At 58.0% G+C, this 728-nt stretch carries 1 protein-coding gene; it reads right to left on the reverse strand.

Annotated features, from left to right (window positions below):
- On the reverse strand, positions 1-728 hold a 728-nt coding region (locus ACXJ7R_RS35270; RefSeq protein WP_457155821.1), incomplete at both ends, for a hypothetical protein.

Raw genomic sequence — 728 nt, forward strand, 5'->3', positions numbered from 1 at the left:
ACGTCGGTCGGGCCGCCGTCACCGAAGTGCTGGACCGTGGCTTCGGTGAACGTGCTGGCAGCCGTCAATTTCTTATGCGTCATCGCGCCGCCGACAGCAGCATAGATCGCGTGATAGCCACCGTTGTAGTACAGAACGACATAGCCAACGTCGGTCGCGTTGTAGCCGCTGGCCCACGAATATTGACACCCAACCTCTGGAATGAAGCCGGCAAAGATCAGCGTGTTTGTAGGGGCGGCCGACCAGTCAATATTAATCAGGTTTGCCGCTTTCGAGACGCCTGTCGACGAGGCGATCAACGTGTTCCCATTTGGCCACGAAAAGCGGTTCATCGCGGCTGTGGTCATGTCAATGACGGTCGGTTCCTCGTGGGCCACGTTGCCATCCGTAAGCCAGTCGAACTTGTCGACCGGCTCGCCATGAAACCTAAAGGTGCTGTGAAGGGTGGCGCTGAGGAACGTAAGTGCCCCGGTCCCGACCACCGTTACGGCGGGGTCGCCGTTGGCTTTCTGCGTTTGCGTTCGGTCGTTGTAAACGCCAGGTCCGGTGAAGGTGGGATTGCAGGATGCATCGATCAGCAAGCCGGTGAAATCGCTCGTCGTGGCGAAGTAGAAAACGCCCGTAGCTTTGGTGAGCATGACCAGAGTGTCGACGCTACCCAGCGTTACCTTCGCCAATGCCCATGCGGCGTCATTGTCCGTTACGCCATCATCGATAAAGCCGAATTC

This window comes from Mesorhizobium sp. P5_C1, from assembly GCF_054049815.1.